General features: G+C 50.3%; 25 protein-coding genes. 12 read left to right on the top strand and 13 right to left on the bottom strand.

The window, feature by feature from the left end; all coding sequences use genetic code 11:
- The first annotated feature begins 17 nt into the window (after nucleotides 1–17).
- The 8 genes from NB647_RS07325 (at nucleotide 18) to NB647_RS07290 (ending at nucleotide 8354) form a co-directional block, all read left to right on the top strand.
- Nucleotides 18–2171: a copper-translocating P-type ATPase gene (locus tag NB647_RS07325; protein WP_269282668.1), complete on the top strand. Its 2154-nt coding sequence runs from the start codon at nucleotides 18–20 to the stop codon at nucleotides 2169–2171.
- 77 nt (nucleotides 2172–2248) lie between these two features.
- Nucleotides 2249–3529 carry an amidohydrolase family protein gene (locus NB647_RS07320; RefSeq protein ID WP_269282666.1) on the top strand — a complete coding sequence of 427 codons (1281 nt, stop codon included), beginning with the start codon at nucleotides 2249–2251 and terminating at the stop codon, nucleotides 3527–3529.
- Between the two features lie 161 nt (nucleotides 3530–3690).
- A complete protein-coding gene (locus NB647_RS07315; protein ID WP_269282664.1) occupies nucleotides 3691–4332 on the top strand; it encodes a solute carrier family 23 protein in 642 nt (213 codons plus the stop codon).
- Nucleotides 4323–4916, top strand: a complete 594-nt coding sequence (locus NB647_RS07310; protein ID WP_269282663.1) for an NCS2 family permease — start codon at nucleotides 4323–4325, stop codon at nucleotides 4914–4916. The genes NB647_RS07315 and NB647_RS07310 overlap by 10 nt, the downstream gene beginning before the upstream one ends.
- Before the next feature lie 88 nt (nucleotides 4917–5004).
- Nucleotides 5005–5688, top strand: coding sequence for an MOSC domain-containing protein (locus NB647_RS07305; RefSeq protein ID WP_269282662.1), 684 nt, complete (start codon nucleotides 5005–5007; stop codon nucleotides 5686–5688).
- Nucleotides 5689–6596: 908 nt separating this feature from the next.
- On the top strand, nucleotides 6597–7151 hold the full coding sequence (locus tag NB647_RS07300) for an HPP family protein (RefSeq protein WP_269263943.1): 555 nt from the start codon (nucleotides 6597–6599) through the stop codon (nucleotides 7149–7151).
- A gap of 24 nt (nucleotides 7152–7175) precedes the next feature.
- The gene (locus NB647_RS07295; RefSeq protein WP_269282661.1) at nucleotides 7176–7412 is read left to right on the top strand and encodes a hypothetical protein; all 237 of its coding nucleotides are present in this window, start codon (nucleotides 7176–7178) and stop codon (nucleotides 7410–7412) included.
- A 9-nt stretch (nucleotides 7413–7421) separates the two neighbouring features.
- A complete protein-coding gene (locus NB647_RS07290) occupies nucleotides 7422–8354 on the top strand; it encodes an FAD:protein FMN transferase (protein WP_269282660.1) in 933 nt (310 codons plus the stop codon).
- A gap of 24 nt (nucleotides 8355–8378) precedes the next feature.
- Here the strand turns inward: NB647_RS07290 and NB647_RS07285 are convergent, their stop codons facing one another.
- Nucleotides 8379–8627: a hypothetical protein gene (locus NB647_RS07285; protein ID WP_269282659.1), complete on the bottom strand. Its 249-nt coding sequence runs from the start codon at nucleotides 8625–8627 to the stop codon at nucleotides 8379–8381.
- 187 nt (nucleotides 8628–8814) lie between these two features.
- Here NB647_RS07285 and NB647_RS07280 point away from each other — a divergent pair, with 187 nt between their 5' ends.
- On the top strand, nucleotides 8815–9978 hold the full coding sequence (locus NB647_RS07280) for a serine hydrolase domain-containing protein (protein WP_269282658.1): 1164 nt from the start codon (nucleotides 8815–8817) through the stop codon (nucleotides 9976–9978).
- A 53-nt stretch (nucleotides 9979–10031) separates the two neighbouring features.
- Here the strand turns inward: NB647_RS07280 and NB647_RS07275 are convergent, their stop codons facing one another.
- Both NB647_RS07275 and NB647_RS07270 read right to left on the bottom strand, forming a co-directional pair.
- Complete coding sequence (locus NB647_RS07275; protein WP_269263939.1) at nucleotides 10032–10601, bottom strand: SOS response-associated peptidase; 570 nt, start codon at nucleotides 10599–10601, stop codon at nucleotides 10032–10034.
- Between the two features lie 25 nt (nucleotides 10602–10626).
- Entirely contained in the window at nucleotides 10627–11064 is a 438-nt protein-coding gene (locus NB647_RS07270) for a hypothetical protein (RefSeq protein ID WP_269282657.1), read from the bottom strand.
- Between the two features lie 509 nt (nucleotides 11065–11573).
- On the opposite strand from NB647_RS07270, the gene NB647_RS07265 reads away from it, so the two are divergent.
- Nucleotides 11574–11711 (top strand): hypothetical protein, encoded by a 138-nt coding sequence (locus NB647_RS07265; protein ID WP_269282656.1) that lies wholly within the window; start codon nucleotides 11574–11576, stop codon nucleotides 11709–11711.
- A 347-nt stretch (nucleotides 11712–12058) separates the two neighbouring features.
- On the opposite strand, the gene NB647_RS07260 is transcribed toward NB647_RS07265, so the two are convergent.
- Nucleotides 12059–12550: a TspO/MBR family protein gene (locus tag NB647_RS07260; protein WP_269282655.1), complete on the bottom strand. Its 492-nt coding sequence runs from the start codon at nucleotides 12548–12550 to the stop codon at nucleotides 12059–12061.
- Nucleotides 12551–12887: 337 nt separating this feature from the next.
- Here NB647_RS07260 and NB647_RS07255 point away from each other — a divergent pair, with 337 nt between their 5' ends.
- Nucleotides 12888–14333, top strand: a complete 1446-nt coding sequence (locus tag NB647_RS07255; RefSeq protein ID WP_269282654.1) for an HNH endonuclease — start codon at nucleotides 12888–12890, stop codon at nucleotides 14331–14333.
- A gap of 234 nt (nucleotides 14334–14567) precedes the next feature.
- On the opposite strand, the gene NB647_RS07250 is transcribed toward NB647_RS07255, so the two are convergent.
- Nucleotides 14568–15017: a pyrimidine dimer DNA glycosylase/endonuclease V gene (locus tag NB647_RS07250; RefSeq protein ID WP_269282653.1), complete on the bottom strand. Its 450-nt coding sequence runs from the start codon at nucleotides 15015–15017 to the stop codon at nucleotides 14568–14570.
- 21 nt (nucleotides 15018–15038) lie between these two features.
- Nucleotides 15039–15626, bottom strand: a complete 588-nt coding sequence (locus NB647_RS07245; RefSeq protein WP_269278555.1) for an NAD(P)H-dependent oxidoreductase — start codon at nucleotides 15624–15626, stop codon at nucleotides 15039–15041.
- Nucleotides 15627–16522: 896 nt separating this feature from the next.
- Between NB647_RS07245 and NB647_RS07240 the strand changes: the two genes are divergently transcribed.
- A complete protein-coding gene (locus NB647_RS07240; RefSeq protein WP_269282652.1) occupies nucleotides 16523–17086 on the top strand; it encodes a GNAT family N-acetyltransferase in 564 nt (187 codons plus the stop codon).
- Between the two features lie 21 nt (nucleotides 17087–17107).
- Here the strand turns inward: NB647_RS07240 and NB647_RS07235 are convergent, their stop codons facing one another.
- From NB647_RS07235 to NB647_RS07205, 7 genes are all read right to left on the bottom strand, one after another.
- Nucleotides 17108–17854: a copper resistance protein NlpE N-terminal domain-containing protein gene (locus tag NB647_RS07235; RefSeq protein ID WP_269282651.1), complete on the bottom strand. Its 747-nt coding sequence runs from the start codon at nucleotides 17852–17854 to the stop codon at nucleotides 17108–17110.
- A gap of 126 nt (nucleotides 17855–17980) precedes the next feature.
- Nucleotides 17981–18652: an FUSC family protein gene (locus NB647_RS07230; protein WP_269282650.1), complete on the bottom strand. Its 672-nt coding sequence runs from the start codon at nucleotides 18650–18652 to the stop codon at nucleotides 17981–17983.
- A gap of 147 nt (nucleotides 18653–18799) precedes the next feature.
- Nucleotides 18800–20260: an efflux transporter outer membrane subunit gene (locus NB647_RS07225; protein ID WP_269282649.1), complete on the bottom strand. Its 1461-nt coding sequence runs from the start codon at nucleotides 20258–20260 to the stop codon at nucleotides 18800–18802.
- Nucleotides 20261–20269: 9 nt separating this feature from the next.
- Entirely contained in the window at nucleotides 20270–21181 is a 912-nt protein-coding gene (locus tag NB647_RS07220) for an efflux RND transporter periplasmic adaptor subunit (RefSeq protein ID WP_269263926.1), read from the bottom strand.
- Between the two features lie 2 nt (nucleotides 21182–21183).
- Nucleotides 21184–21393: a DUF1656 domain-containing protein gene (locus NB647_RS07215; protein WP_269263925.1), complete on the bottom strand. Its 210-nt coding sequence runs from the start codon at nucleotides 21391–21393 to the stop codon at nucleotides 21184–21186.
- On the bottom strand, nucleotides 21390–23456 hold the full coding sequence (locus NB647_RS07210) for an FUSC family protein (protein ID WP_269282648.1): 2067 nt from the start codon (nucleotides 23454–23456) through the stop codon (nucleotides 21390–21392). The genes NB647_RS07215 and NB647_RS07210 overlap by 4 nt, the downstream gene beginning before the upstream one ends.
- Before the next feature lie 4 nt (nucleotides 23457–23460).
- Complete coding sequence (locus NB647_RS07205; RefSeq protein ID WP_269263923.1) at nucleotides 23461–23901, bottom strand: MarR family winged helix-turn-helix transcriptional regulator; 441 nt, start codon at nucleotides 23899–23901, stop codon at nucleotides 23461–23463.
- Nucleotides 23902–23911 lie beyond the last annotated feature (10 nt).

Raw genomic sequence — 23911 nt, 5'->3', positions numbered from 1 at the left:
GTTTTTGATAGACGATCATGAATAGGGATAACGATATGGACGAAGACAGAAAACAGCAGGAACGGGAGGACGGTTTCCCTTCCGGACGGGAGAAACCAGTGAGTGAAGCGGGCGGGCATGCAGGCAAGATACATGACGGGCATGGACAGGAATTGCGGGGTTCCCTGATGAGCGGTCACGACATGGCCGGCATGGATCACATGGAACATATGGATCATATGGGGAACCTGAAACTGAAATTCTGGGTTTGTCTGGTGGTATCGGTTCCCATCCTGCTGCTTTCTCCCATGATGGGTATACATTTTCCTTTCCGGATCGTCTTCGCAGGATCGGACTGGGTCGTCATGGCTTTGGCCACTTTTCTGTTTTTTTACGGAGGGAAACCTTTTTTCGATGGTGCCACCGCAGAACTGAAGAAACGGAAACCGGCGATGATGACACTGGTTTCCATGGGAATTTCAGTGGCCTGGTTTTACAGTCTGTTTGCGTTTGTCTGGGACAGGCTGGATCGTACGACGGCTGTCCATATGGATTTTTTCTGGGAACTGGCTACGCTGATTCTCATTATGCTGCTGGGACACTTGATCGAGATGAAGGCGGTGGGGGATGCCGGGGATGCCCTGAAAAAAATGGCGGAACTGCTTCCCTCAACGGCACACCTGGTCAGCGGGAACGGCAAGTCGGTCGATGTTGCCATCGGTAATCTCGAAATCGGCGACAGGGTAATGGTCAGGGCAGGTGAAAAAATTCCGGCTGACGGAACGGTCGTCTCGGGGAGCTCGACGGTGAACGAATCGATGGTGACCGGTGAAGCCAAGGCGGTACCTGTTTTTGCAGGAAAAAAGGTAATCGGCGGTTCGATCAATGGCAGCGGAACAGTGACGCTTGAAGTAACCGGAACAGGAGAATCGGGCTATCTGGCACAGGTGATGAAGCTGGTCAGTGATGCCCGGAAAGAAAAATCGGAAATGGAAAATCTGTCGGATAAAGTGGCCAGGGCGCTGTTTTATGTAGCTCTTGGAACGGGGATTGCCGCGTTTCTTGTCTGGTTCGGGATAACACGTGATGTCGATACGGCGCTTTTAAGGCTGGTTACGGTATTGATTATCGCCTGTCCGCATGCACTGGGACTGGCAATTCCGCTGGTTGTCGCCCGTTTAACTTCATTGGCGGCCAGCAATGGTCTCCTGATCCGGAACCGTCATGCTGTTGAACGGGCAAAAGCGATCCGTGTCGCGGCCATGGACAAAACGGGAACCCTGACGGAAGGCGATTTCACTGTGACGACAGTCAAATCGCTGGCCCAAGGCTGGAGTGACGAAAAAGTACTGAAAGTCATGGCTGCGCTGGAGAGTGAATCCGGTCATCCGCTGGCAGCCGGTATTCTCGACAGTGCCCGCCAGAAGAATCTGACATTGCCTGAAGCATCGGATGTCAAAACGATAGAAGGCGTCGGATTGTCAGGAACGGTAGAGGGCCGGCAAGTCGGTATCGTGACGGCATCGTATCTGGACGACCGGCATTTGCCTTACAGCGAGAACGAATTCAGGGAATTGTCGCACCAGGGCAATTCCGTCAGTTATCTGCTTTCGGATGATCAGGTCGTCGGACTGGTTGCGGAGGGTGACGGAATCAAGCCGGATGCAAGAAAAACGGTTGAGGCGCTGAAAAACATGGGTATTGAGCCTGTTATGCTGACGGGCGACAATGAAGGTTTTGCACGATCCGTAGCCAAACGGGTCGGTATCACGGATTATCATGCCAGTCTGTTGCCGGAAGACAAGGAAAAAGTGATCGAGTCGTATCAGCATGGAAACAGACCGGTCGTGATGGTGGGAGACGGCGTGAACGATGCACCGGCCCTGGCAAGGGCCGATATCGGTATCGCGATCGGTGCAGGTACTGATGTGGCGATTGATTCGGCTGATGTGATTCTGGTCAGAAGTGATCCTTATGATGCGGTGCATTTCCTGAATCTGGCCAATAGCGCGTCGAGAAAAATCGTCCAGAATCTCTGGTGGGGTGCAGGGTACAATATCGTCGCCATTCCTCTGGCAGCTGGTATTCTGGCGCCGGCCGGCATTGTCCTGAGTCCGGCGGTCGGTGCCGTACTGATGTCGGTCAGTACGGTTATCGTAGCGATCAATGCCATGACGCTGAAGATGAAATAGCGCATTGGTCCCGGCCGCTTCTTCCGGTGTGTTGCGTTTATAATGGTTTTTTGTAACAACCGGATTGGGAGGAGAGTGTGCCGGGATTGGAAACATTTGTCCTGAAAGGGAATCTGCTTTATACACGGGAGCCGTCCCGTCTCGAATGTTTTCCGGATCATTATCTGGTTTGCGAAAACGGCTGTGTTGCCGGAATATTTCCGTGTTTGCCGGACAGATATGCCCATGTGGCGGTTGAGGATTGCGGAAGTCGTCTGATTGTTCCGGGACTGACCGATCTGCATCTTCATGCGCCGCAATATGCCTTTCGCGGGCTGGGCATGGATCTGGAATTGCTGGACTGGCTTGATAGTCACACTTTTCCCGAAGAATCGCGTTATGCCGATCCGGTTTATGCCGAAAGGGCTTACCGGCTTTTTGTCAGGGATTTGCAAATGTCCACGACGACCCGGGCTTGCATTTTCGCGACGATTCATGCCGATGCCACACTTTTGCTGATGCAGCTGCTGGAAGAAACCGGTCTGGTTGCGATGGTCGGCAAGGTCAATATGGATATGAACAGTCCGGAGAGTTATTGCGAAACGACGGATGGTTCGCTTGCCGAAACTGAACGGTGGATCAGGGAAAGTCTTTGCCGGTACAAAAATGTTTCCCCTATCCTGACGCCACGATTCGCACCGGTATGCAGCGGCAGGTTGATGGCATCGCTGGGAAGACTGCAACAAAAATATGCATTGCCCTTGCAATCGCATCTTTCGGAAAGTCCGGGAGAAGTGGCGTGGGTGAAATCGCTTTTTCCCGATTGCGGATGTTATGGAGATGTCTACGACCGGTTCGGCCTGTTCGGGAGCAACGGGCCGGTGGTCATGGCGCATTGCGTCTATTCCGGCAGAGAAGAGAGAGAACTGATCCGGAAAAGGGGAGTTTTCATTGCACATTGCCCCCAGTCGAACGTCAATTTGTCTTCCGGTATCGCCCCCGCGAAATCCTGTTTGCAGGACGGACTGAAAGTGGGATTGGGCAGCGATATCGCGGGAGGATTTTCGCTTTCCGGTTTCCGCGGTATTTCCGATGCCATACAGATGTCCAAGATGCACTGGCGCTTGCAGGATCCCGATATCAAACCGTTATCCTTTTCCGAGGCGTTTTATTTGGCAACCAAAGGCGGCGGAGCATTTTTCGGGAAGGTCGGCAGTTTTGAAACGGACTACGAGTTCGATGCACTGGTTCTGGATGATGCGGCGTGGCCGTCGCCCTCGGAACTGGAACCTGAAAGCAGGCTGGAGCGGCTGGTTTATCTGGGAGATGACCGCTGTATCCGGAAAAAGTACGTGAAAGGCAGAAAAATAGTCGGATAGATCGCTTTCGTTTTTTCTGCATCGTTTTCCGTGTCCTGTTCGTTGACGGCGTTACAGGCATATAGTGGATTTCAGGGCAGATATTGGTGGATTGTATCGTACGGAAACAAAAAAGAGGTTTTCCGAGCCGTTTTTTCAGGATTGACGAAAGCGGTTCTACCATGCGTACGGAAATAGTGGCCGGATTGACCACTTTCTTTGCCATGGCCTGTATTCTCGTCGTCAATCCGCAGGTGCTGGCCGCACCTTTTGTTTTGCGGGGAGACACGGAGTATGCCTCGCAGATAGCCAACGGCGTTTTTTTTTGTGACATGTCCGATCGCTTTTCCGGGAGCGTTTTTGATGGCCGTTTACGCCAAAGTACCGTTCGCACAGGCACTAGGTATGGAACTGAATGCCTTTTTCGCATATACCGTAATTCCGGGAAAGAATATTCCTGTCAGAGAGCACTGGCGCTTGTTTCTGGCCTTCTGTTCATTTTCATTACGGCAATCAGGTTCAGAAAGGCCTGTATCCGGGCGATACCCCAGCCGGTCAAGTCGGTGATGTCGGCAGACATCGGACTGTTTCTTGCGCTGATCGGTCTGGAAAACGCTTCTGTCGTGGTATCGAACGGTACGACTTTCGTGGGCATGATCGATTTTTCGCTGTGGAATCATACCGGCGCAATTGTGGCGTTGGCTGGACTGGTCGTGACCGGTGTCCTTTTCGAACAGGTGCAGGATTTCTGGCAAGTTTCTTTTTCCAGCTGGATTTTTCCGGACTGTTCAGAAATGCATCCAGTCCGGTTGAAATGCTCCTGATACTTGTTATGGTTGTCATTTCCTTTTCGCGGGCGGATATGTTCGATACCGTCGGCACTCTGCCTGGTACGGCCAAACAGGCCAGAATGCTGGACGAAAACGGTGAAATGCTGCGAATGAAAGAGATCATGATGTGCGACGTCGTTGTCACAACGGCAGGAGCCTGTCTCGGATCGTCTACCGCAACGGTTTTTGTGGAATCGAGTACGGGTATCGCCGAAGGCGGATGGACAGGTATGACAGCGTTTGTCACGTCATTGTTGTTTCTTGCATCGTTGGTCATCGCTCCGGTTATCACAATCATTCCGAAAGCCGCGACGGCACCTGCCCTGATATTTGTCGGGGTCCTGATGATGGGATCGGTCAGGGAGGTGGATTTCTCGGATATGACGGCGGCTATCCCGTCATTTGTCACAATCGTTTTCATGCCGTTCACATATTCCATTGCCAATGGCATCGCTTTCGGGCTCATTACCTATGTACTGATCCAGCTTTTGATAGGCCGGATCGGGAAAATCCATTATCTAGCGGTAATTCTCAGTCTTCTTTTTGTCTTGCGCTTTGCGTTTATGGTGACGGGATGACAGTGTTGCCTGCTTGTTTGCCGGTTGTTGACGGAATACATTTTGTGGCCAAAAATAAAAAACAGTTTTTTGGAAATGGTGGAGAGTCATGAGGGTTTTTGTCGGCAAGACACAGGAAACGGATATGGGATTTCCCAGTGCCATTTTCAAATCAGAAGTGTTCGGAGAATTGTGGCTGGGACCGGAAGGTCTTGAGGGAGACGAACAGGCTTCTCCCAAAATCCACGGTGGGGCGGAAAGGGCCTTGCTTCAATATCCTTCCATTCACTACGACTGGTGGAAGATTCGCTATCCCGCGAAACGCGATCTTTTCAAGCCTGCGCTTTTCGGGGAGAACCTGTCGGATAACCGCTGGCATGAGAAAAATATCTGTATCGGCGATATTTTCCGGTGGGGCGATGCTGTCATTCAGGTCAGTCAGCCACGATCGCCCTGTTACAAATTGTCCAGACGGACCGGGTGCGATACCCTGGCGCTGGCGATGCAGCAGAACGCCCGTTGCGGCTGGCTTTACCGCGTTTTGCAGGCCGGAACGGTCGGAGCCGGGATGCCTTTCCGGTTTGCGGAACGTGTCAGCAGTGTAACGGTTCATGAAGTCATGTCCGTTATGTTCGGCAATGAAACGGGAAGTCCCTCCATGAGATCCGATGACTGGCAACGGTTGGCCGAAACGGAAGGGTTGTCGGCAAGATGGCGGAAAACCCTGTTCAGACGTATCGAGTCAGGGCAGATCGAATCCTGGGATGCACGGTTGACAGGTCAGGGTATCTGAAAATATCCGTTGGGTCAGTTGTGACAATTTCTTTGAAGCGAGGTTTTTCATATCGGAAAACACTGACAGGGGGGCCGTCAATATAGGTAAGTGCCGTGCCTGTTTCGATTGCAATATTCACCGGAACCGGACGGATGGTGTATCGTTCATTGCCGATATTGACCGGGGGCCGGGCATTGCCGGATGAGGTGTTGCACGGAATGTATTTGCCAATAGGATGGCGATCGTGCAAAGGGTTTCGGCAGGCTGGTTCGGAGCGTTTCCAGTGATGTCTCTGTTCTTTGTAAAGGTTATAATTCCGGATCGCCAGGAAGAGAGCTGATGCCGGATCCGGTCTGTCCGGGGGCTGAAACGGGTACGGTTAAACCGGTGGGAGAACATGTGCATGAACCGGATGGCCGGAAGTTTCATTAAAAGATGAAAACGTTACTGGTTGTCCTGCAAGGGTTCACGGGAAAGGGTAATATATCGGGCCCGGCCATATGGAATGCAGGCAATTCATGGAGGCATTTCGTCTTTCAGGTTGATGTCGGAGAGTACAGACACCAAGACGGATTACTGTGTCGGGAAGGTCGATCATTTTGTTTAACCGGTTTCGCAAGGTGTGGTTTGCAAGGCGGGATACCGTCACGGCTGATGAGGGTTTCCGTTATATCATTCCGTTTTAAGACGACAGGGGCGTTTTCGACGGCTTTCTGGCTGATATCGGTGTGTTTCGGCAAAACAGTGATCGGAATGGACAATCGGATTCAGTCCGAAAATAATGTGAATGGTGTGCCGGTTGTTGAGGGACATCTCGGGTCACGATGAAAGGATGTTCCGGTGAAAATGAAAAGGACAGGTGTTTCCTGTCCAAATAAGGATTTTCCAATGTTTGAATCATTCGCAGGAATGAAAGGTTTTGAAGAATGGTACTGAAAAGCTATTTCCGGAAAATGAAAGGGGGGCCGAGAACGCTGACGAGAAAGCCTCTTTCCGAAATCTTTTGGGCATGGGTCGGTGGTTTTGCCGGGATCCTCGCTGTGTGGTGGCTGAACAATTATATGGGTATCCAGGAGGATGCCAATATGTTTCTGATCGGGTCGTTCGGCGCTTCGGCCGTTCTGATTTACGGCGTGCCGATGGGAGAGTTGTCGCAGCCGAGAAACCTGGTCGGCGGTCATGTGATTTCCGCGCTGGTTGGGGTAGTCGCTTATAATCTTTTTCCCGATCATCTGGTGCTGGCGTCCGCACTGGCCGTGGCAACGGCGATCGCTGCCATGATGGTGACGAATACGACCCATCCACCGGGGGGCGCGACGGCACTGATTGCCGTTATCGGCGGAGCGTCCGTTCACAGGCTGGGACTGATGTACGCTTTTTCACCGGTACTGATCGGTGTGCTGATCATGCTTCTGGTTGCCGTAATCGTGAACAATTTTTCTTCCAACAAGAACCGGCATTATCCGAAGTACTGGATATGAAAGCTAGTCTGATTTGTGGCGGTAATGATGGCGAGTTTCAAAAAACTGGGATTATATCTGGTAGGGGTTTCACTAGCGGTTTTCGGTCTGAACGCCTGTTCGCAGGAGCGTTACGTACCGGGCCGCGATAATAAGGTGAAATCCTTTCCGGACAAGGAAGATGCCGGAAAGCAGCCGGTGAAAGAGAAAAGAGTGGCAGTAAAAAAAGACAGGACATGGCTTGAAAAGAAAAAAAAGGAGTGGGCTTCCGGTTCAAAATAGTGTTTGACGATGAACGATCTGCTGTACAAAGTCCAATCCCGGTTTCTTTTTCATGCCCATATCCGCATCAAGATTCCGGCATCGTGTGACGATGCAGTTTTCAGCGAGTTGTTTACCGTGATGGAATCGGTTGACCGGAAATACAATTCATACAGTTCGGATTCCTATATCGACCGGATCAACAGGAATGCAGGCCATTTCGTTACAGTAGACGATGAAATGGCATCCATATTGAAAGAGATCGTTTTCTTTTCGGATATATTCAAAGGCGCTTACGATGTCACGGTCATGCCTCTGGTCCGATTGTGGGGATTTTACAGGGACAAGGTGGACCGGATTCCTTCGGAACGGGATATCGGAACGGTGCGGCCGTTTGTCGATTACCGGAAGATCGAGATAAACGGCAACGAGGTCAGAATAGGGAAGGGACAGGAAATCGTAACCGGTTCGTTCATCAAGGCATATGCCGTCGATCGGGTTGTTTGCAGAATGCGTGAGTTGGGCATTGACGATGGTATCATCAATGCAGGCGGCAGCACGATTTACGCGCTTGGTCCTGCTGCCGGGGATGAATGGGATATCGCCGTTTCCGATCCGGCCGATAACCGTTCCGCTTACTCTTTCAGTCTTCTGAACCGGTGCCTCTCGACGTCTTGTCAGTCGGAAACATTTGTAACGGTCGACGGAAAACGATACGGGCATATTCTCGATCCGCGAACGGGTTATCCTTCACCGAACCGTCTGGTTTGCATAGCCAGTGACCGGTGTATGGTGGGCGATATCGTTTCAACCGGACTGTTTTGCGAAACACGGGACAGTTTTACAGAAGTATTGGGCAGAATTCCCCGTGAATATGCTCTAGAAGGTTTTCTGATCGATCCGTCGGGAGAGCCTGTCTGTTCGTCCGGCTTTTGTTACACGCATGAAAAAAACGCCGCATGAACGGCGGTTTTTTGACCGGATACCTTAAAACGGTTCCACTTCCGGTTCCGTGCAATAGGCATGGTACTCATCGTTGGGAACGACGATACAGTCTCCCCAGCCCGATACGTAATCTCTTTTGGTTTTGAATATCTTGTCGATGAACTGCTGTCTGTAGACGATCCAGCCTTTTGTTCTTTTCAATATGGTGATCTTGTTTCTTTCCAGGCAGCCGCATCCGCCAAAAAGGGTTTCGCCACCATATACTGTATTTTCCTTGAATCTGTGAATCATGATATTTGGCCTTTCTGACATGTCAAACTGGACAATTCACTAGTATAGCGTTATTTTTTTGCAAAATGATATGCTTTTTTGCGATATTCCGGTTTTTTCACAAACCGGGCCGTGCATTGCGGGATGTTCCGGTTTCGTCAGTTTATAATCGTTCTGAATGTTTTCGGAATGTATGAAGGAGGAAAGGATGGGAAGCGCTTTCGAGTATCAGCCTGAAAAACTGGACAGTATGATCGATTCGGTTATCGAAAAAAATCTTGCAGGCCGGATGACCAGCGGGGTTGTCGTTCAGGTGTGCCATGACGGGAAAACGGTTTATGCCAGAGCGGCCGGTCTGGCCGATATCGAGGCAGGCAGTCCGATGCAAGAAAACACGCTGTTCCGTCTGGCGTCGATCAGCAAGGCATTTACCAGTCTGGCCGTTGCGGCCTTGATCCAGCAGGGCAGGATGGATTTTGAGGATCCTGTCACGAAATGGTTGCCTTATTTCACACCGAAACTCGCGAATGGTTCCGTGCCGGTTATCACGATCCGGCAGCTTTTGAGCCATATGTCGGGACTGGATTACCGTTGGGCACAGAAAGAGGACGGGCCGTATGCAAAGGCCGGTGTTTCGGACGGACTCGATATTACCGGACTGTCCCTGGAAGAAAATCTGAAACGGCTTGCTTCGGTGCCACTTCGTTTTGCACCGGGATCGGACTGGCTGTATTCACTGGCACCGGATGTTCTTGGGGCCGTCGTCGGCAAGGCTTGCGGAACGGACTTTCAGACGGCGCTTTCCGAACTTGTTCTGAAGCCTCTGGGAATGACGGATACCGCCTTTTATGTCCCGGCCAGCGAGAAAGCCAGAGTGGCCGCGCCTTATTATCTGGACAGGGGGCAGTTGACACGGATGTCGGACGACCAGTTTCTGACGGATGCGGAAGGCCGTTATTTTCACTTTTCGCCACAGCGTGCATTTCATCCGTCGGAATATCCTTCCGGAGGTGTCGGGCTGGTCGGAACGGCGTCTGATCTGATGCGTCTGGTCGAGGCGATCCGGACCGGAATCGCTCCTTTTGCGGAAAAGGCCCTGATGGATTTGATGTCGGTCAATCAGTTAAAGGATGGAAAAGAGGCACGGCCCGGAATCGGATTCTGTCTGGGATGGGGAATCATCATCGATCCGGTGGCGGCAGACAACACGCCACAGACAATCGGAACACTGGCCTGGGGTGGGGTGTACGGTTCCAAATGGTTTGCCGATCCGGCGAAGAAACTGTCTGTGGTGACCATGACCACGACAGCACTGGATGAAGTCGTGGCCGTCGATATCCGGAATGCCATTTATTCCGCTTTCAGCAGATAAGTGGATTTCAGGTATTTTTTCCTGGAATTTTCGCGAAGATGAAAGACGATATGTTATGACAGGATTTCCCGGGCGGACAGCCTGTGTGGTGTCCGTTCAAGCAGGCAAGAGAAATCCTTGCCGTTGATCCATTCATCCAGTTCGTTCTGTTGCAGGAGAACCGGCATACGGGAATGGTAGGGTGCCATGCTGTCGTTGGCCCCGGTTGTCAGGATCGTGAAATGCCATTTGTGGCCGAATGGTGCGGCGATACCGGCAAGCCAGAGAATGTTTTCTGACGGGTGTGTGAACAGGTACTTCGATTTCTTTCGGCTGTTGCCGGTTTTCCATTCATAAAATCCCGTTGTCGGTACTGCAACGCGATGCTGTTTCAGGGGAAACCTGAACATCGGTTTCTCATGAGCTGTTTCGGAGCGAGCGTTGAAAATGACGCCTTTGCCGTCCCATTTGGGAAATCCCCATATCATGGAAGCGCCAAAGGCGATTTGTCCGTTCCCTTGCAGTACGGGAGCGGTATCGCACGGAAATATTTCGCCGGTTTTGTACTGGAGGGACAGACCGGTTTTTCCGGTCAAAATCTTCAGATCGAAAATATCGGGATCGATTTCAAAACGGCCGCACATGGTTGTCCGGATGACGATAAAAAGATCATTTTAACAATTCCGGAAACAGTATGCGCAGTATCCTGACGTGATTGTCTACCATATCGTATACCAGAACGGTCCGGCCGTTAGTTTCCTGTTCCATCGTACCCCGGATGTGGCCCGGCTTTCCGGTATCGGTCCGGCAGGCGAGTTTTTTGGTTGCTTCATTGATCGCTTCGTCGGTGAACAAGGCGTCGTTTTTTTCTGAATGACGGTAGAACAATTCGTTTCGGTCATGCAAGGCCAGACGGGGCCACATCAGTTTTTTCTTTTTCGGCATTCCATTAACCTCAAATGTTCTGATTGTGAGATCGAGAGAAAGAGCTTGTACCTGCCTGTGTTCGAGAAGCTGGTTTTTGCCGATGGATTCAAGCGCTTCGCAAACAGCTGTCCCGAATTTGTCCGGCGGGATAATTCCGGAGGGCGAAGACGGCTTTTTCATGAAGATGGATTCTGTTGCAGAACAAGTAACAGTCTTTTCAACGGGTTGCAAACGGATCATTACAACGGAACATGAGCTGGAATCCGGTTTCCAGAGATCGTGAAGCTGGCTGGATTCTTTCGGAAAGTCCTGTATTCAGGTGTATTATCCAACGGCATGAATGGACATCAGGTGAAACGGGAGGGAAAACGGGAACCGTTTTTTTGCGATTTTCAATCTGTTACCTGTATTTCGGATAATCGGTCAGGGCTTTTTTTTACCATAAAACGGCAGCGGGATGCGGTCCATACCGGAAAAAGCATGGCAAACAGGAAACCCGGGGTGATTCCGTCTGTGTGTATGGTGTCAGTATCCTGTAAGACATGATTGCGGTCTATTCTGTTTTAGATCGATAGCGCCTGGCAAGCGGGCAATAAAAAAACGGTTTGTGTCGTTGACGATGCCGGCTGAGCCAATATAGTGAGCCATGCCGAATCGGGTAATGGTTTCTCTTTGCATGGACTGTGCGAATGAAAAGAGACGGTTCGCGTGCGAAAGTGTATTCCGGCTGCAATCTGATGGTATTGGAGAGAACGAGCCGTCCCAGCATGAGACAGGTTCCGTGGGGGGACATGTCAGATGGTGTCGTCAGATCAGGCCGGCAATGAAACGGCTGGGGAAAAAATTGTGCTGGCATAGAGGCCGGATTTCATCCATTCTGTGAAGACAAGGCGTATTCCGGGCAGGACAGCATTGCCGGTTATGATGGATTCACAAAGGCGGTAGCAATCTTTGAAGGCAGTGACTTCGGCAAATCCGGATATCGCGGCAAGAGACGATGTGGAGACTGTTTTGCGAGTGTCGTCGTTGTGCTGATTTTCCGGTTGTCCGGCTCAGTGGTTTTTGGGAAGACGGCCATTTTCGTGTCTCTTGAGCCAGTGTGATGCCGGACGGTGTCGTCACGATAAGGAATGGCAACCTTCACATTGCGAACGGCATATCCGGTACAGGTATTTCAGTTGTACAGGTAAATATAAAGATTCAAATAGGTGGCGAAACAGAGCCAGACAAGATAAGGCCAGAACAGGATGGAACTGATTTTGCGTACCGGCCATGCCTTGATGGTGTACAGGATGACTATCCAGACCAGAGCGACGATACAGACAAGGCCGTTTAACGGGTTTTGGCGAACGAAGAAAAGATAACACCAGAAAAAGTTCAGGAAAAGCTGGAAAAGGAACAGTATTCGCAAAAGACGTTTCCGATCGTCTTTCCGTTGCAGGATCAGTCCCATGGAAAGACCCATCATGATGTATAAAATGGTCCATACAACGGGAAAAACGATATTGGGGGGCGTCAGGGGCGGCTTGTTCAGATGAGGGTACCAGTACCGGATGGATTCGGACTGCATGCAAGCGGAAAGTGCACCGACGGTCAGACCGAGAACCACTGGCCAGAGCAGTTCCAGTACGTTTCTGCCGTTCTTGAAAGAGGTATGTTCGGTCATTTTTCTTTTGTCGGGAGAATCGATACGAATTGGAACCGGTATGAGTGCCTGAGTTCCTTTGCCGGGTCCTGTGTCTGACAAATATCGAATCCGGATTGTTTGCAGGATGAAACGGGCAGCCTGTTTTGATAGAAAACGGTTCAGTTGTACACCCTCGTTGGGGTAAAGTCCGTCAGAACGGAATTTTTGTGGGATGGGAGAAATGCCTTGTCTGACCGATTGATTACAAATCAATAGTTATACCAACTGAGTTATGTCAGCAAACAACAGAAACCCTTATATAGTATACATTTTTAAATGTCAATAACTTTTTATACTATATTGTAAGGAAATTAAAATGAAGTGTTATTTATGCGGTAAAGGATTAACAGATAAAAATTCATCTAGTGAACATATCATTCCGAATGCTTTTGGAGGAAAATTGACTGCCAGAATTTTATGTAAAGATTGTAATAGTGATTTAGGTTCATCTTTTGATAGTTGTTTAACAAAATCATTAGAATGGTTTTCTTGTAAAGTAAACCATAGTCGTAGTCGTGGCAGTGTCCAGCCTGTAAAGGTTAATATTGACGGAATGGGTGTATTTGCATTACCAAGAGGGGATTATGATGGTATAAAGGTTGAGAAGATACAGGATAATCATTATAGAATCCATGCACTTGGTAAAAATGCACAAGCCAAAGCCAAATCAAAAGCTAAAGAAATTATTTTAAAATCAGGTAAAAAATATAATTGGGCAGAAGGAAAAGTTAATGAAAAATTAGAAAAAATAAACTCTAATATCGAAAACAATATTAAACAGATTGAACATCCGTTAGTAAATTTTACTATACAATTTGGCGGTAAAGATGTTTTGCTAAGCGTCATGAAAACTGCAATAAATTTCGCTATTATGAAAAACGTGCCTTTAAATTATTTAAACGATGCAATTAAAACCCTTAAAGAAAATAATGATGATTTTAAATCATTTGTTAATAGCTTTTACCCTGAAAATATTTTTCCTGAAAATAGTATATACCATACTCTATTACTAAAGGGCGATCCACAAGTAGGAATATTATATTGTCTATTGTCTTTCTATGGGGTATTTAATGCGATTGTTTTATTTTCATCCTGTTATAATGGGGAGCATATTTTACATTCCTATTGCTATGATATATGGAATGAAAAAGAAGTTCCATTTATTGCAAATCCTTATTTAACGTTGGAAGAAATTGCTGAAGCATTATCTGTGTCTGATGTATCATGGCAGAATAATATCACAGGAATCGAACAGGCTTGTAGTAAATTTCTTAATTTCTTTGTTCTGGAGAAAAATTTTAAAGATACGCTTGTTGAATTAGTTTTCAATCAAATTAATCAAATTGCGTATTTCTATCCTTTTTTGCCGAAAGAAACGTTTTTGAACTGTCTGGAACAGGCGATAATTGAAAGGAAATCTGTAGTATTAAAGAACAAGATTCTTAAAGATAAAGATATAAATAATATTTTAAGGGGCAATAATTCTGATTTATTTTACAATCAATATCTGAGCCAGAAAAGTATGGTAGAAGTGTTGAATTTGTCAACGCGGATTGTATCGGATAAACTTTTTACATCTGAAAAAGACAATCTACTGGTAAGCGAATGTTTTATCCGGTACCTGTCTCAATATGTAGAACAGTATTATAAAAACATTCCTCTTTATTCTGGAATGCGAAAATTTCTTGAAGATGAAAAAAGCATAATTTCTTTTTTGGAGATGTCTGCTTATCCTATTTTAAAAAATTATATCCTAAGCTAAAATAAATAGGCGGTTTTGATAGTGAGTGCCGAGTGAATGAAGTACATACAGTTAGTGATTTCAACACGCAGTTTAAATGTGTCCAAATTTTAAACAGATTCCTGGAAATCTTTGCTGGCCAATGATTGTGTATTTAAAAACAACAAGTTAATATTAAGTAGAATCAAATAATTAGTAGATTTGATTTTTTAACGTTTCCGGATTCAGCCTCATTGTATGAGGAAATCAAAAATTTCAATATGGGGAATCTGCCGGAATTTTTTCCCATGCTTCAACGTCGCCTTGCCGTACGAAAAACAGAGGGTGCGGAATGAGTCTTATCTGTTTTTTTAATTCGGCAGCCAGTGCAGGCGACCGTTTTTCCAGTTTTCCGAGCAGATGGTTTCTTTCGAATTCCAGTTGACCGGTTGTCGTGGGAAGTGGGGGGATGAAGATGATCGGTGTGCCGATCCGTGACGGATCGAAACGGAAAGCCCGCCGGTCTGCCTCCTGAAGAAGTGCCCGAAGGTATAATCGTATCGCTGAGACGGGATCATCTGTCCGGCGAAATCGTCGCAGTTGGGGGTGATACCGGTATCCTTTCGTTTTTCCGGTCAGAACCTGTTGTGCCAGCAAAGCCTCGCGCCAGCAGGCGACAAGGCCGCTGGTGTCCAGATAACGGGGATGCAATGTCCAGAGTCGCATAATGCGATCTGAAACACCGGATCAGTTTTTGCCGAATGCGTTTTCCAGATGTTTCCTGTAGCGGGCGACATCATCTGCCACGTGCGGATCCTTGACCACGTCATTGCACATGAATGTCGGCAGGGGAGTCATGCCGATGAACTGGTTTGCCTTGTGGAACGGGAAAAGAACGGTATCGATTCCTTTTCCCTCGAAAAACTGGTCAGGGTCTGTAAACGCTTCAAGCGGGGCATTCCAGGTGATCGAGAAAAGGTATTTTTTCCCCTGCATAAGACCACCTGAACCATATTTCCGTTGCGAATCGGAACGGGTGCGGCCGTCGCTTTCGAATATTTTCCCGTGTCCGCCCGTGAAAACATCATCGACGTATTTTTTCATGATCCAGGGTGCTTCCATCCACCAGGCGGGCATCTGGTAAATAACGGCATCGGCCCAGACGTATTTTCCGACTTCCTGTTCGATATCGTAACCGTCATCGATACGGGTTATTTTGACATCGTGGCCCAGTTCCGTCAGTGTTTCCTGTGCGATCCGGGTCAGATAGTTGTTCAGGTTGCCCTGCGAGCTGCCAAAACGTTTCGATGCATTGATGATCAGGATCTTGCTCATATGATTGCCTTTCAAAAGATTCGGGGTAAAAATCAGGCTGTCTTCATGAAGACAGAAACGGTTCGTTTCCTGTTGTATCGCTTCGCTTTATTATGGTGATGGTCCGTTTTTTTTCAATACCTTCCGGATGTCATGGCGCAAGGTCTTTCCGGTTTGTGGAAAAACAGGATTATTTGCCAGTGAGGTTTTGGCCGGCAAAAATTCCGCGATGATCCGGTCAACTGAAATGGGACAACATAACGATCATACCCTTGGGTACCGTGTCTTTTATCGATGGAAGCAAAAGAAAGGCATATCGCAATCGTCCGGTCTGCGTATCATGGCAATATTTCCGGAATCAGTTGAGGATGGCCGGCCCCGCTGAAGAACTTTATGGATAGATACGGCGGGTGCGACAGGTGAAGGAAAAAAAGCGGATTCGCTGAACGGGAATGATTGTGGATGGTGTTCTGGAAAATGTTTTTCCATCCGGAGACGGATGCAAGGCTGGGGTTTCGCGGGTTACCGGATGATCGGACGGGATGTTTCGTATGGGGTATCTTTTGTTCCCGGAAAAGTTCACCGGATTCGGAAAAAGGACGGTCTTGCGTTTACGGACAGGGAACGTTTGTCGCTTGTTGATTTCCGTAGAATCCGGTGATCGTATCCGGATAGAAGATGTTTATGAAATTGTTATTCCTGTATCGGAAGATGATGTATATACTTCATGGCATAACGATCATATCGGTTGCCTGCCTGATCGCGAGTCGTGGCGGGAAAATGACCACTGTCCTGACAGCATGCCGGGTGTGGGTAACGGGTCGGAGACTTTCCGAAAGAGACAGTGTGGCGCAAATAGTGAATCTGTTTTTTACAAACCGGGAATATTCTGTTCGTCCGCTTTTCAATTCAATCACATGTTAGACAATACTTCACCGAAATGCATCATAGAAACAGAAAGACTGTTTCTCAGGGAATTGACCGAAGCGGATTTGCCGGGGTTGTGCCGGATCCTGCAAGACAAGGATGCCACCCGTTTTTATGACAGGGCTTTTACCGAAGAGGAGATCGGACAGTGGCTTGATATACAGGTCCGGAATTACCGGAAACTGGGATTCGGTATCTGGGCGGCTGTTCAGAAAAAATCCGGAGAAATGATCGGTCATGCCGGTATTTCTGTCCGCCATCACGATGACGAAGTGATTTACGAGATCGGATACATGTTCGAAAAGGAATTCTGGGGGAATGGATATGCGACGGAAGCGGCCATTGCCTGCCGGAAAGTGGCATTCGATGTGTTCGGGCTGGAGAAAGTTTGTTCGATCATCCGATTCGATAATATGGCGTCCCGTGCCGTAGCCCGGAAAAACGGCATGAAAATTGCCGAGATGATTTACCGGATGACAGCGGGAAAAGTCGTTCCGCATTATATATACAGTATCGCCAATCCGGTGAACGACGCAAAACGGCCAATAGAGTGAATGGCTGTTGTTCAGTGTCTCTCATTGGAGTTTTTTGTAGTCGCCTGCCAGTGATGCGCCTCCGCCGCAGAAATACATCAGTTCGTTTCTATCTTCCGGGTTCAGGGTGGAAAGGGAAAGTGTTTCATTTTCATCGGCCGGTCTGATGATGATCGTTCCTTTCATGTCGGGAGCCGTGTTTTTCAGGGGAATTGTGATTTGTCCGTCGGAAAGGACTCCCTTGCCGCTGAACTGGCATCCTTTTCTGGCACCGGAAAAACCGATGCTGACCATGATATCGTTTGCTGTTTCGCCATGGATTTTCATGATCTGGCGGTATCCTTTGCCGTTATAGCCTTCCAATGCCCAGTTGCCGGTGAAATATGCGGAATCTTTCGCAGACGATTTCCGCAGGATGTACTTTTCGTGTTCTTTGTGGTAAGAATGGCCATGAATATCCAGTATTTCCATTCCCTTGGACCCGGGCTGAAAACGAAGTTTGCCGGATGGAAAAACAGCGGTGATTCTGCCACGATCGTTCATTTTCCACTGGCCGGATTCTGTCATGGTGGGACGGTCTGCTTTCTCATAATGTGTCGATTTGACCACTGTTCCGTCAGGATGGAATGTGACGGTTGTGCCGATACCGTTTCCGTCGTCACCGGGATGGGGTCCTGTATGGACTTCTTCCGGAGACGAAGCTGGTGCGGATGATGTTTTCGGCTGACAGGCTGCTGCCAGCAGGGTAAAAAGCAATACAGCGGTGAATGTAAAAATTGGCTGTTTCATTTCCGTTCCGTTGTCGTATCCGGGTGTCATTACGTACCAGTATACCGTTTTGTCGTTATACATTTTTGATGTCGTCACACAGTACCGGGATTTTGATTTGTTTTCAGGGAAAACAGCGGCCTGTATTCACGTGTAGTTTCCGGAAAGATAGCTTGTGTTTTCCTGAAACGGCTTTTGAGGAAAAAGATCCGACCGCAGTCTGACCAGTGCCGAAAGAAGGCGGTATTTTTCACGCGAACGGGGCAACGCACTGGTCTGGCAGATGCAGCGGTCGAGACGGTAAAGTAACGTGTCGTCAGACGACAAAGGCTGTTTCAGTTTCAGATAAAAATGGCGTGACAGTGCTTCCATGACGGACCGGGAATCGATATGGTTATCCCGGGCATGGCGGTCGTACTCTCTCAGTACGATCATGTTCAGGCTGACACGGATGTCTCCCATGATGTGGAAAGAGGATATGATTTTCCGGTCTCTGACGGTTGCCAGTCTGGAAACGATCAGGGCGATTCTGTCGGTCATGCGGACGGCCAGAACGGCAAGTGCTGGCGGTTTCGGGGTGTGTCCGATATATGTGTTTTCCAGCCAGCAGGTCTGAATGAGATAGTATGCCAGTTTTTCCAGATCCATTTGCCGGAATACGGACATGCAAACGATACCGATTCCCATACCGGTCAGTTGGGCGATCTGTCCGTTGAGAAACACGAAGACATCGGGAGAATCGTAGTCGTACAGTGCCAGCATGCCGGTCAATCCGACGAGCATGAGTGTCGGCGAAATGCCGGGAACGGACTGGATCAAAATGGAGATTTCACAACGTGTTGTTACATATTGTGAATCGCAAAAACGTTGAGACAGCTATGGCGGTCTCGACGGCAAATGTTTTCCGGAAAAACGACGTTTTTTGAATGCCAGATCGGATGTCTCCGGTTTTTTTGTGGCAGTGCCTTACTGCTTTTCTGCCGGTTCCTGCACGCCACTCTGTTCCCAGCCACCACCCAGGGCGAGAAAAACGGAGATCTGGTCTTCGACCAGTTTGGCTGTGGAGGCTGCATAGGCGCTTTCGTCAGCGGCCAGTGTCCGCTCAGAGTCCAGAGTTGACAGGAAGTCGATCCGGCCATGACGGTAGAGACGGTGTGCCTGATCATTGGCAAGTGCGCTCTGGTCACGGGCCGCTTTCAGGGCCGCGTTTCTGTCAAGTTCCCGTGCGTAGGATGTGAGGGCGCTTTCCGTTTCGCGCAAGGCGTTCAGGACAGTGGCATCGAACCGGGCAAAAGCGGCCTGATGTTCGGCCTTTGCCTGTTTGATCCGGCTGCGGGCCGTTCCCGTATTGGGCAATGTCCATGAAATCAGCGGGCCGATGCCCCAGCGGAAAGTATTGGTGTCTCCGAATGAGGAGAAACGGCTTGTCATGCCACCGGACAATCCCAGACTGATGCTCGGATAGAGGTCGGCTGTGGCGACTCCGATCTGGGCACTGGAAGCGGCCAGCTTGCGTTCCGCTTCACGGATATCCGGACGGCGGCGGAGCAAGGCGGCACCATCGCCGACAGGGATCGGCCGGGACAGCCGGGGGGGAGTTTTGCATTGCCCGACGGTACCGACCAGTGTATTGGGCAATTCGCCTGTCAGGACGGCGAGCCGGTAAAGAGCCAGTTTCTGCTGGGCCTGCAGGGGAGGAATGGCTGCACGCAATGCTTCATGCTGGGCGCTGGCACGGGAAATGTCCATGGCGGTTCCACGACCGGCGTGGGTCAATTGTGTCGTTGTTTCGAGAAACTGTTTCTGCAGTTCGGCGGAGTGTTCCGCGATACCGATACGGTAGGCGGATGAACAGGCATCCGCATAGGCTTTGGCCGTATCGGCAGCAATGGTTATGCGGGCCAGATCGTAGGCAGCCTGAGCCGCTTCGGTATCGGCACCGGCAGCTTCGATACCACGGGCGATTTTTCCGAAAAGGTCAAGCTGGTAGGAAATGTTGATGCCGCTGTCGTGCGACCAGCGGTCCGGATAACGTTCGGGGATACCGTCGGCCGCTGCCGAATTGCGCCCGAATTTCGGTTGGGAAGAAACGCTGACGGTCGGTACTGTTCCCATTTCGACTTCTTCCAGCACGGCACGCGCCCGGGCCAGATTGGCAGACGCGACGCGAAGGTCGGTATTGGCGACCAGCGCCTTTTCGATCAGGGATGTCAGCACGGGATCGTCATAGAGTTTCCACCAGTGTGCAGGCAACGGTTCCTGCCGATAGACGTTTTCCTCGGCCGCGGCAAACGGTTCGGCAGCTTCCGGTTTGTTGATGGTGGCGTTTTCAGGAATCGTATAATCCGGGCCGACAGTCGTGCATCCAATCAGTCCTGTGCTGATGAAAAGCGGAACCAGATATGAAATCAGTTTTCTGTTACGCATGGCCGATCCTTACTTTACCGGTTGGTCGTTCTTGGCGACGGTGACTTTTTCGGAAGGAAAGACTTCGATGGTGACCGTCTGGCCGGATACAAGGCGGACATTTTCCGGAATACTGTCGAATTCGATACGGACGGGGATACGCTGGACAAGACGGACCCAGTTGAATGCCGGGTTGATGTTTTGCATCAGCTTTCCACCGGTCGTGCGTTCACGATCTTCGATCCCTCTGGAAATACTGTGGACATGGCCTTCGAGTACCTCATCGTCACTCATCAGCCTGATTGTCGCCCGGTCGCCTACGGCAATATTCGGCAGTTTCGTTTCCTCGAAATAGCCTTCCGCATAGTAAGAGTTGCGGTCGACCAGTGCCATGACGGGATGGCTGGCGGTCACATAGGAGCCGGTACGCAGGACCAGATTGGTGACGATGCCGTCAACCGCCGCGACGACTTTGGTACGGTCCAGATCGAGCTGGGCCTTGTCGCGGTTTACGATAGCCTGAAGAAGGGCAGCACGTGCTTCTTCGACGCGTGATTGTCCCTGTTCGGTTACTTCGGTCGCGACCAGATCTTTCAGTTCCCGGTTACGGTTCGATTCACGAATGGCCTGGGCAAGCGTCACTTTGGCGGCTTCCTCGGCTGCCTTGGCCTGGCGCAGTGCCAGTTCAAAGCGTTCAGGGTCGATTTCGAAGAGAACGTCGCCGACATTGACAACCTGGTTGTCGATGACATGGAGCTTGACGACCTGACCGGTTACGTCAGGTGCGACCTGCACGACATCCGCCTTGATACGACCGTCCCGGGTCCAGGGGTCGTTTTCGTAATGTATCCAGAGACGCCATCCGATGAACAGGGCGACAAGAACTACCGCAAGGGTGACGAGGTAGCGCCTGATGGCGGAAAGGGAGATTTTGGAAAACATGATTAAGACCTGCCAAAATTAAATAAAACGACAAAAATTCCTAATACGACAAGAAACAGTGCGACATCGAACAGCGGAGGATGCCAGACATAACGGTAGAACCCGATACGGGCCAGAAAAATGCTTATCAGACGTGTCGCGACAAGTGCCAGCAGTGATGTCAGCATCAGCCACGGGAAATACATGCCGAAAAAACTGAATTCACCAGTCATACAATCTCCTTGGGGACCAGAGTTTGGGGGTAATAGGGGGGAGCTTCGGGAAACAGATCCCGCCTTATGCCGGTCAGGGCCGCGATGGCGGCATTCTGCCGGATGGGGGAAGACATGTGACAGACTTTCTGCAAAGTCCGGTCGATCTGTTCCAGAACGGTATTTTTTCCACCCGTTTCGTGAGCGCTTTTCGCAAAATGGGCGGACAGTGTTTGCAGAAGCGGCTGGATATCGATACCATTGCGTTCAAGACGTGAACGCATGTGCATGAGATAGACGATGTTCGTGCCGATGCGCAATTCACGGAAAAGGCGTGAGATGACATTTTCCTTTTCGGTACCCAGTCCGGAAAGGCGCGGGGCGAGAATACTGATGCGGTCGATCATCCGGACGGTCGTCTGGATGACCGGAGGCGATTTGACGGACTGGGCCAGACGTGCTATTTCTTCCGCAATACTGTTCAAAAGACGGCGTGTCGTCCATTCCGCATCGAACGAGCGGAATATTCTGGCGAAAACCAGTGCCATGAGGACGCCGAAACACTGGGCGAAGACCTGGCCGTTCATGAACGATGTCGCATTGGCCATGTCAAGATCGTACATGGTCGTGGTCGACCAGACACCCATCATGAAGATGGTGGCACCCAGTCCGGTTGAGGGCCGCGCCATGTAGATGCCGGCGATGATGATGCAGGGGGCCAGCAACAGCATGAGCATTTCGAAAGAATGCGCGCTGTACATGGCGATGAGCAGGTAGACACCTGCCGGCGGCAATGAATAGATCGTGAAAAGCAGCACTTTCTTCAGGGCCGCGATAGAGTTGTCGTTCCGGACGAATGACAGGAAAAAGATGCTGGTCATCATGGGAGCACAAAAACCGGCATTCCAGCCGCTGATGACCCACATGAGCGAAACCGCCGTGATGGTGAAAACGGCGGAAGCGGAAATGAGCAAGGCGAGCCTGCGGTCCTTGTGCAGCGTGGCGAGCGGGACGGGTACGGCTTTGGGAGCACGGGTGGCATGACCCTTAATGCATTCATCGATGGCTCGCCGCTGGTCCGCACGGCTTTCGCAATAGGAAATCAGTTTTCCCAGATCCGAGGCCAGGTGTATCAGGGTGACTTCATCCCATGTCGAACGGGGCGTGATTTTCGGCAATCCGTGTCTGATACGTTCACGAAGCCATTGTGCGCTTTGCGGGGTATTTTTATCCTGCTGTACCCAGACAGCGATATTATCAAGCAGGTATTCCCAGTATCCGGGCAGCTTGTCCGCCTTTTTCAGGGCCGCGATACTGTTTTCTATCGACGAAATGACCGGAATCATGACAGTCAGACGGTCCTGAAGCAGCCGGATGTTCGCGACGGCCCAGCGCTCGCTGGAGGAATCGAAGGGGAGGTTGGCCGACTGGAGTCGCAGATCGGTTATGATCTGTGCGGCATTCAGTTGGGGAGAATGGGTCGCGGACGGTTCTCCACGCAGAATGAGGCCGATCCACTGGCAGATGTCTTTCCAGACCGTATCCATCCGCTTGATGGCGGCGGGCCCGATAGTCTTGGGAAAGACGGTGCTGTGGATCAGGATGGCCGACATGAAACCGATACCGGTTTCCTCGGCCCGTGCGATCGCCATGTCCATGATGTACTGGATGTTGATGGCGTTGACGTCTCCGATGATCCCGTAAATGATGACGGGAACGGTAAAACCTCCGACGACGAAGACATAAGAATCCGTTGTCCGTTTCAGCATCGAAAAGTACATGCAGATACCGACCCAGAGCGCGATCAGGAAACAGAGAAGAAAGGTATAGTTGATGAATGAAACGAGCAGGAGCACGGAAACGACGGTTCCGACCAGTGTTCCGATCAGGCGCGACGAGGCACGGACAAACACACTGCCGGCGGACATGGACTGGGCAATGATGCAGGTCGCCATCGGCGCCCAGAAGGGACGTGGAAGTCCGAGTCGCAACGCGATGTAAAGCGCAAGTGACGCTGCCAGAAAGCATTTGAATGCGAACAGCAGTTCGCCGGCAGTCGGTTTTTGCAGAAAAGCTTTCAACATATATCTAGCCGAGTTTGATCGCTGTCCGGAGTTTTTCCAGTACGCGCAGAGCAGCCTCGAGATCTTCGCGGTCAATGTCTTCGAAGAGTTTCCGTCTGAAAGGACGCATGGCCTCCCCGATCTGTTTGACACGCTGCCTGCCGTCGTCCGTCAGGGTCAGCAGGCGCGCGCGCCTGTCGTTGGCGTCTTCTTCGCGGATAAGCAACCGGGCGGCGATCAACTGGTCGATGACCCGAACGACGGATGACGGATCGAGACCGAGCGCATCGGCCACTTCACCGGGACGGACCCTGTCGCCCATCTGGTCGATCATGACGGCCGGCCATGCAGTGGCCTGCGAAAGGCCGTATCGGGAAGCGACCTTGTCGGCGGACGTCTTGTAGGCGCGGGCGACCCTTGTCAGGGCATTGGTGAAGCGCATGAATAACTGGTCCGGATTTTCCATTACTTGTAAA

This window comes from Oxalobacter aliiformigenes, assembly GCF_027116575.1.
GTDB classification, from domain to species: domain Bacteria; phylum Pseudomonadota; class Gammaproteobacteria; order Burkholderiales; family Burkholderiaceae_D; genus Oxalobacter; species Oxalobacter aliiformigenes.
Note: the sequence above shows the minus strand (reverse complement) of the source record. Positions and strands in the feature narration are given on the sequence as shown.